Origin of the sequence: Paraburkholderia sp., assembly GCF_034668105.1 — a bacterium.
GTDB lineage: Bacteria > Pseudomonadota > Gammaproteobacteria > Burkholderiales > Burkholderiaceae > Paraburkholderia.
Genome location: NZ_JAXDPY010000209.1, coordinates 1 through 3579 on the forward strand (window position 1 = coordinate 1; position 3579 = coordinate 3579).

4 protein-coding genes are annotated in these 3579 nt (G+C 64.2%); 2 read left to right on the forward strand and 2 right to left on the reverse strand.

The genetic code is table 11. The features are described 5' to 3' along the window. The coding region (locus QOC89_RS09845; protein WP_323044835.1) for an FAD-binding protein at nt 1-1021 on the reverse strand (1021 nt) is incomplete at its 3' end. Between the two features lie 246 nt (nt 1022-1267). Here QOC89_RS09845 and glcC point away from each other — a divergent pair. Both glcC and QOC89_RS09855 read left to right on the forward strand, forming a co-directional pair. Then, nucleotides 1268-2050 (forward strand): transcriptional regulator GlcC, encoded by a 783-nt coding sequence (gene glcC, locus QOC89_RS09850; RefSeq protein WP_323044836.1) that lies wholly within the window; start codon nt 1268-1270, stop codon nt 2048-2050. Between the two features lie 101 nt (nt 2051-2151). Then, nucleotides 2152-3027: an MOSC domain-containing protein gene (locus QOC89_RS09855; protein WP_323044837.1), complete on the forward strand. Its 876-nt coding sequence runs from the start codon at nt 2152-2154 to the stop codon at nt 3025-3027. A 112-nt stretch (nt 3028-3139) separates the two neighbouring features. Here QOC89_RS09855 and QOC89_RS09860 read toward each other — a convergent pair. After that, a partial coding sequence (locus tag QOC89_RS09860; protein ID WP_323044838.1) for a response regulator occupies nt 3140-3579 on the reverse strand: 440 nt, incomplete at its 5' end.

The following is a 3579-nucleotide window of genomic DNA, read 5'->3' on the forward strand; positions in this document are numbered from 1 at the left end:
ACGCGTTCTTGCGGCCAGCCCAGAAGCGCTGGCGTTCGGCTTCGTCTTTGGCGAGGCGGATATCGGTGGCGCCCGCCGCGCGCAACAGCGCTTCGACACACGCCACGTCTTCCTGCACGTCGCTTTCCACGCCGTCGACTTCGCACAGGAGGATCGCTTCAGCATCGACCGGATAGCCCGCATGGATGAAGTCTTCGGCGGCTCGGATCGCGAGGTTGTCCATCATTTCGAGGCCGCCAGGGATCACGCCCGCGCCAATGATCTGGGCGACCGCGGCCCCGGCCTTCTCGACGTCGTCGAAACTGGCGAGCAACACTTTCGCGCTTTGCGGCTTGGTGAGCAGCTTCACGGTGACTTCGGTGACGATGCCGAGCAGGCCTTCCGAGCCCGTGAAAAGCGCGAGGAAATCGAAACCGGGTGCGTCCAATGCATCGGAGCCGAGCGTGATGCGTTCGCCGTCGATGGTGAGGATTTCGAGCTTCAGGATGTTGTTGACGGTCAGTCCGTACTTCAGGCAATGCACGCCGCCCGCGTTTTCCGCGACATTGCCGCCGATCGAACAGGCGATCTGCGACGACGGGTCCGGCGCGTAATACATGCCATGGGGCGCGGCGGCCTGTGAGATCGCGAGATTGCGCACGCCGGGTTGCACGCGCGCGATGCCGGCCTCGGGATCGACTTCGAGAATCCGGTTAAAGCGCGCCATCACCAGCAGAATCCCTTTGTCCAATGGCAGGGCGCCGCCCGATAAACCGGTACCGGCGCCGCGCGCGACCACGGGAATCTTTTGAGCGTTGGCGAATTTCAGCAATGCCTCGACCTGTTCGACCTTGTCGGGCAGCGCGACCAGCATGGGCGTCGCGCGATAGGCGGCGAGGCCGTCGCATTCGTACGGCCGCAAATCTTCCTGGTCATGGAGGAGTTGCAGGTCGGGGATCAGCGCTTGCAGTTGCGCGACGACCTTTGATTTGTCGTGCGTCGCGAGCGCGCCGTCGATGCGTTCGTCGTAGTGATAGCTCATGGGGTCTCCTGGTGCCGCGCCAACCTGACGGTCGGACCCGTTGGGCACAGGCGCGCAAGCATGTCTCAGAGGGATTGTTGCGGCTATGGCTGCCGCTGTCGATGGCGCGGCAAAGTGGTCGTACCAGTTTTTGAAGCACCGGTTGCCGCGCCATCACACTGTGTTCATACCAACAAAAGGGTTGCATGGAATATCGCGACTCACCCGTGATAGCATCTCGAAGTGGTCATACCAGTTGAAAAGGCAATGAAAACAGCGGCAATCCAGACAACGAATGGGCAAGGCGCGCGGCAGGTGGCCGACGTGGTCGCCGAGCGTATCGAACGATTGATCGTGGACGGCGTGCTGAAGACGGGCCAGGCGCTGCCCTCCGAGCGCCGGCTCACCGACAAGCTCGGCGTATCGCGCACGGCGTTGCGCGAAGGGCTCAAGCTGTTGCGGGCGCGCGGCATCATCGAAACCTCGCATGGCAGGGGCTCGTTCGTTGCCAGCCTGACCGCGCAACCCACGCTCACGCCGATGATGCATCTACTCGGCTCGCAGCCGCGCACGCTCTACGATCTGTTTGAAGTGCGCGCGTTGCTCGAAGCGGAATCCGCACGGCTTGCGGCGCTGCGCGGCACGGCCGCCGACTTCGTGCTGATCACGCGCCGTTACGAGGAAATGCTCGCGGCGCACGGCAAAGAGACGAGCGCGTCCACCCACGCGCGCCTCGATCACGCGTTTCATCTTGCGATTTGCGAGGCTTCGCACAACCCGGTGCTGGTGCATACGTTGAGCACGCTGACCGATCTGCTGTTGAGTTCGGTGTTTGCTTCGGTAAACAATCTCTATCACCGCGAGCCGCACAAACGGGTGATCGATCGTCAGCATGCGCGGCTCTACAACGCGGTCACCGGCAAGCTGCCCGAGCAGGCGCGCAAGGCGGCGGCCGATCACATCGAAAGCGTGTGCGCGAACCTGCGCGAAATCGAACAGGAAGAGCAGCGGCTCGTGCGCGCGACGTTGCGGCTCGAAGGCTGGGAATAGGCCTTACAGCTTCACCATGGCGCGGTCAATCTGGCGCGTCGCAAGGCGTTTTACAATCGAGCATCAACACAAGAAAACGCGTGTTCCCCACGCTTCACATCATGCCTACCATCAGCGAGCTTTTCGTCTATCCGATCAAATCCTGCGGCGGCATTGCGCTCAGTGAAGCGCGTCTGCTCGCCACCGGCCTCGAATACGATCGATGCTGGATGGTCACCGACCCGAGCGGTGCGATGCTCACGCAGCGCGCGTATCCCCGCATGGCGCTGGTCAAGGTCGAACTCGGCGAACATGACCTCGTGATTCGCGCGCCGGGCATGAGCGAATTGCGCACACCGCTTGATGCGGCCGAACTCGGCGCCGCGCCTAAGGTGCAGACCGCGGTCTGGCGCGACGCGGCCTACGGGCTCGACACCGGTGAGGCAAGCGCCGCGTGGTTTGCGGACTTTCTCGGCGTGCCGGCGCGGCTGCTGCGCTTCGATCCCGAGCGCGAGCGGATTGTCGATCCGGACTACACCGGCAGCGTCGGCGGCGCCACCACGCATTTCGCCGATGGCTTTCCGCTGCTGGTGATCGGCCAGGCCTCGCTCGACGATCTGAACGGGCGGCTGAACAGTAAGGGCGCGCCGTCCATTCCAATCGACCGGTTCCGCCCCAACGTCGTGCTGACGGGACTCGACGCGTACGAAGAGGACTATGTCGAGAGCTTGAGTGTCGACGGTGCCGAGGAGGCGGCCGTCCAATTGCAACTGGTCAAGCCGTGCTCGCGCTGTCCAATGCCGACCATCGACCAGGCGAAGGGCGCACCCGATCCCGCCTGGCCGAATGAGCCCACCGACACCATGAGCGTCTACCGGGCAAGTCCGCAGCGCGGCGGTGCGGTGACGTTCGGCAACAATGCAATCGTCGCGCGCGGAGCCGGGGCGCGGCTGCGCGTTGGGCAAGCAGTGGAAGCGGAATTGGGTTTCGGCGACTAGAGGGGGAGGCCGCCGGCGCCGGGTTGAGCGGCTGAAGCGGCGCGCAGCAGCACCGCACGCGTTCGGCGCCACGGACTCGGGAGCAGCCACGGCAGGTACGTCGTTCCCGGCATCAATGCCACGCGCCCCCCGTCAATACCGCGAGGATCACCGGCATCGGCACGGGCTTGACGAAATGGTGGTTGAATCCGGAGCGTAACGACTCGTTCTTGTCTTCGTCGCATGCGAGGCCGGTCACGGCGACCAGCATGGGCGCCGGCGTATCGGCCGCGCAGCGGATGCGCCGCGCGACCGCGCGGCCGTCGAGACGCGGCATTTCGACGTCGAGCAGCGCGGCGTGCGGGTGCCACGCGCAATACTGCGCGAGCGCATCGAGGCCGTTGCGCGCGGTCCGTACGTCGAAACCATGCGCGCTGAAGAAGAGTACGTAGGCGGCCAGCAGATTCGGATCGTCGTCGGCGATCAGCAGGCGCGCGGCTTCGTCAGTAGACATCCGGTTTCTCCAGGTTGCGTTCCTTGTATTGAGCAATTCGAAGTCCCGATAGAATCGAG